The 4713-nt window shown below is 64.7% G+C and carries 4 protein-coding genes; all 4 read right to left on the bottom strand.

Going from position 1 to position 4713, the window contains the following annotated elements; translation table 11 throughout:
• Positions 1-16: 16 nt before the first annotated feature.
• The gene (locus AHiyo1_RS19435) at positions 17-1840 is read right to left on the bottom strand and encodes a hypothetical protein (protein ID WP_059389652.1); all 1824 of its coding nucleotides are present in this window, start codon (positions 1838-1840) and stop codon (positions 17-19) included.
• Positions 1837-2637, bottom strand: coding sequence for a TnsA-like heteromeric transposase endonuclease subunit (locus AHiyo1_RS19430; RefSeq protein ID WP_084784616.1), 801 nt, complete (start codon positions 2635-2637; stop codon positions 1837-1839). Before AHiyo1_RS19430 ends, AHiyo1_RS19435 begins: the two co-directional genes overlap by 4 nt.
• 267 nt (positions 2638-2904) lie before the next feature.
• Positions 2905-3300, bottom strand: coding sequence for a hypothetical protein (locus AHiyo1_RS19425; protein WP_028267059.1), 396 nt, complete (start codon positions 3298-3300; stop codon positions 2905-2907).
• 123 nt (positions 3301-3423) lie between these two features.
• Positions 3424-4713: hypothetical protein (locus AHiyo1_RS19420; RefSeq protein WP_059389651.1), on the bottom strand; the 1290-nt coding region annotated here is incomplete at its 5' end.

Here is a 4713-nt window from a genome sequence, read left to right as displayed (position 1 = left end):
CGACCTGCCGGGGCGGTCATAATGCGGTTGACCTCGGCGAGCAGGTCCGCGCCGGGGATGCTGGCGGAGCGTCTGTCCAGGGCCTTCTTTGCGGCCGTGAGGACGTCGAGGGAAAAGGGGCCGACCAGGTGCCGGGAAAGGCTCCATTCGGCCTCGATCCATTTCCCTTTCCTGTGGTCGCGAACGTAAATGGATTGGATCCGGTAGGGGTCGTAGCGGATCTCCCAGCGGCCGTTTGCCGGGGAGGGCAGCCCGGAGGGGACGCCCCGATAGTCATGGAGGCAGCGGCGTCGTAGTGGAGTCCGTGGAAGTTGACTCCGTAGGGTTGGATCGAGCGCCAGTCGACGGGGAGCAGGGCGATGTAGTCGTCCCTGGTCAGAGTGACCGGGACTTGGGGTGCGACGCCCGCCAGGGCCGCGAAGGCTTCGTTCGGGGTGAGGTCCTTCTTTGGCATGGCCGGGTGCCGCAGGCCGGGGTGCGGGCGGTTTTGCCAGACGGCCACCAGCCACCAGTCCAGAAGGTTCTGCACCTCGGCGAGGGTGAACCGTGCCTCGGCGGCGGGGTCCTTGCCCCGGCGCACGACGTTCGGGCCCGTGTAGCCGGCGAGGTACTGGGTGAACCCGGAGTTCACGCCTGCGAAGAACCGCTCGATGTGGGGCTTGTCTGTGGGCGTGCGGGGTGCAGCCTTGGTCAGGCTGACCTGGAGGCGTTCACACGCGGCGATGAATGTCGACCCAACAAAGACTTTGCCGCGGTCCACGGTGATCGACTCGGGCATGATCACCGGCTTGGCGGCGATGGCTGCGCGGGTTTCCTCATTTCCGGGCAGCATTCCGGGCGGCAGCACCGAGCGCGAATAGGCCAGTGAGGCGTCCCAGCCGGGCTGCATCGGCAGGGGAGTCAGGGCGCGGGCCAGGAGGACCGCGGCATCGACGGCCTTCGTCGCCACGGGGCGCAGGATTGCCGCCAGGGGTGTTCGCGTCGCCACATCAAGGGCGACGGTCAGGTCAACGCGGCTGGATGTGGCATCGGGGCACACAACCATGAGGTCCAGGGGAGTGGAGTCGATTTCCACCAGTTCCCCGGGACGAGAGGGCGCTTGGCGTCCCCAGGGCCGCGCTGGGCGGTTCGCCTGGGTGCGGCGGGTCGTGGCGTTGCCGAACGGGTGTCGGGACGTCTCGATCCTCCTCAGGACACGGTAAAGACTCCTGTCTGACGGCACTGTGAGGCCCTGCTGGCCGGCCAACGCCCGCACTCTGACGATGGCCCGCGACCGTGTTCCGGTCGAAAGATCCCGCTGTCCGGCCACCTCGGCCTCCAGCAGCGCGACCACTCGCGGATCGGTGCGCCCGGACACCGTGCTCTGCCTGACAAGTCTGGCGTCGATGAGGCCAGCGACTCCTTCTTTGCGGTAGGCAGCGATGTGACGGAACATGGTCCGCTCGCCCATGGGCTTACCCGCAGCGGCGAGTTCGGCCCGCTTCGCCTCGATGCGGTCCTGGAGTCCGTTCCGGAGGTCGTACTCCGGGACGGACGCCGTGCCGGCATCGACGCCCGGCGGGATCCCGTAAAGAACCTCATGGACATGGCGCTGAAGGTGCTCGACCCGGGCACGTGCGACGGAATCGAGTGTCTCGAGAACCGCGGAACGATCCAGCGATGGGAGCCGGGAGGGGGAGTCGGGAAGGTAGGAATCGTTCGAGAGGAGGTCGGTGACCGGAATCCTGCGGATCCGGCCAGTGGTCAGGTTCTTCAGGGCGAGCTCGGACCCGTCCTGAGCGACGACCTGCCACGACACTCCGTCGAACTCGATGTAGTCGAACAGGCTCACCGACCTCACGACGCTGCCTCCAATCCAATCTGTTCCGGCCATTCCACAGCGATCGACACCGGCGAATCCAGCGCGAGGGGCTGGGAGTGGTCGGCCGTCAACACGCCCGTGAACAACAGGTTCAGCACGTGCGCGTGAACCATGGATCGGTCGAGGCCGACTCCACGCGCCACGCGCCGAACCCCGACTTTCATCGGCGTCTCCTCGGCGAAGGCTGCCGCGATCGCCGGCAGGACTTCGGCCCCGGGGGCGAAACGGTCTTGGCGGTATCCTGCGAGCCAACGGACGTTCGAACCCAGTGGCTCAGGGATTCCGGTGAACACCTCGTACTCCCAGCCGACTTCCTGACACGCCTGGCGGCTCATTTCGAACTGATCCGCCGCGGAATCCGCATGCCCGACGGGGCGCACGTCCACAACACGGCCGCCGCCGTCACGCAGCCGGAGGAAGAAATCCGGAACGTGCCCACGGGCGTGCTCCGTGCCATGAGGCCACAGCAACGCGAACGGCTGCGAGGAAATGCCGACCACATCACCGTCGTGGTCTGCCAGCATCGCGAAGTCACGCTCGAGCAGGCTCTCGAAGCCCACATGTGCCCGCATCGTACTGGACCACCACGAACCCTCGTAGTTCCGCTTGCCCGGCCATGAGAAGAACGAGCGTACGGCCATGGCGGATTCGAAAGGGACCGCCGAAATTCCAGCCGACACCGGCTCGTCGACCACCCGGTCGCCGAAGCGAGCCAGCAGACGGACCGAATCGGTCAGGTTCACCGGCAACGACCTCAGACCATCGCGCAATCCCATGCTGCCAACTTAGCTGTCAGCACGACGCGAATCCCGTAAGCTGCCACGTTGCGTGTCAAAGATGCCATTTCAACTGACAGCGAACACTTGCCGCCCGGCCTCAACCGGAATTTAGTTGAAACTTCAACCAAGTTAGTGGCATCCCTGCGGATTGAATCCGGGCGTATTCTCTTGTTCAGCCGTCGCCAGTTTTCCGTCAATTTCAAGGTGACGCGCTCTCGGCGGAAGCTCTTCCGCTGAGTGCCGGCAGGCGACACCCGCTGGCTCTCACTCGACGGGGGCTCCTGCCCAGTTGTGCGGGGTCCAATCGACGGGATAGCCGCATTCTTCCATCGAGAGCAGAATGGGTTCGGGGCGTTGCGGTGACCAGAAGGTCCACCAAACTGACGGATCCGTTGTGACGATCTCGATATTCCAGACTCTGGGCGGGAGCAGGTTCTTTCGTTGCTTGGCGAAAACCGCTTTGACCTGTTCGCGTGGCACCATCCACGGGCCGCGGCGGAAGAGGCGTAGTAGTCCACGGCCGCGGAACTCAACTTGCTGCGGCGTGACGACGAGGCGAATCAATGGCGGGCCTGCTTTGACTTTGTAGTTGCAGTAGGCGCCGCCCGTGAACTCACGCCTCAGTGCCGCGTCAAAGATCCCACCGTCAGTGTCCCGCATGGGGTCAGTGTAGGCCTTGCTGGAATGGGGGCGCGGAAGGGAAAGTGGGACGAGGCGCGTGCCGCCGCGAACCGGGTCCAGGCAATGGGCCGGCGAACCTCGTTTTGTGGACGAAGGCTTCCTTCAGGGTGCGGTCCTCAGGTTGACGTAGCGGGACCATGCGTCGCCTGCCGCGTCGGCGTGAAGGAATACGACTTGGTGGCTGTAGCCGAGTGCGTCCGCGACCAGTGGTGGCGGTGAAAGGGTGAGGTGTTCGTCGAGGGCGGTGTTTCGTGCGCCGCGCAGGTCGATGCCGAGGCTGCGGAGCCTGTCCATGATGGTGTTTGGGTGAAGTGGCTGTCCGGCTCGGGTTCCGGGGAAGAGCCAGGGGCTTCGGGTGTCCGATCCGGTTCTGAGGTTCGGCCGGTTTCGCAGGTGTTCTTGAAGTAGTTCCGCGAAGGGCTGGGGCACGGGGACCGGATGCGTGCCGAAGGCGATCTTCATGTTCGCGCTGCCTTCGTTGGCCTCGACGGCCTCGACGGCCTCGACGCGGAGTTTGGCTACCCGCACGAGCGGTTGGGCGTAGAGAAGCAGCAGGATCCCGGTGACTCTGTAGGGCAGCGATTCGCTGGTGCCGGTGAGCAGTTCCCGCAGCCAGGCCAGGCGTTGGTCCTGGGTGATTGCCGGGCGGTTTTTGGCGGTGTAATGGCCCATTTCCACGCGGGTGTTTGTTCCGGTGTTGTTGATGAAGACGATGAAGGTGCGGATGGCCTTCCTCGTCGTGGGTCCGGTGGCGAGCCAGGTTTCGATGTCTTGCTGGGTGCAGGTGGCTGCGGTTCTTTGGTGGGTTTGCCAGAGCCAGTCCAGGAATTTGACGGTTTCGGTGATCTCTTGTTTGGCCGAGTGCACTGGGCCGCGGGCGCTTGTTTCCGGTGTTGTCGTGGACCGGATGCGCCGTAGGTGGTGCCATGTGGCAAAGTGCTCGACAGGTCTTGCGACCTGTTCGGGCAAGGGGCGGAGCTTGTCTTCGATCCAGGACTCGAACCGGGCCAGGTGCGGGTCTTGGTAGGGGAGGAGTCCGTGGTGGACGAACAGTGCCCGCAGGTGGTTGGTTTCTCGTTCCGCTGACTTGGCCTGGGCGTTGAGTCCTTCGTGGGTCAAAAGTGTTGTCCCGTTTGAGAGTGAGGACAGGAGGGCTTGGACTTTGGGGGAGCGCTTCCAGGTGATGATGCTTTCGGGCCGGTCTGCCTTGCAGAGGACCTCGACGATTCTGCCCGCTGTTCCTGAATCGGCAGGGTCTGTGAGCAGTAGATCGTTGAGGTCGTCCCGGAGAGCGCAGCGGGCGCAGATACCCAGTCGGTAGAACTCGCCCTCAACACCGCAGCGGCCGCAGTGGAAGTCGTGGGGGATGCCTGCGCAGGGTGCGCATCGCGG

The organism is Arthrobacter sp. Hiyo1 (genome assembly GCF_001263615.2).
In the GTDB taxonomy this organism is placed as follows: domain Bacteria; phylum Actinomycetota; class Actinomycetes; order Actinomycetales; family Micrococcaceae; genus Arthrobacter.
This window is presented reverse-complemented; position numbering and strand designations above follow the sequence as displayed.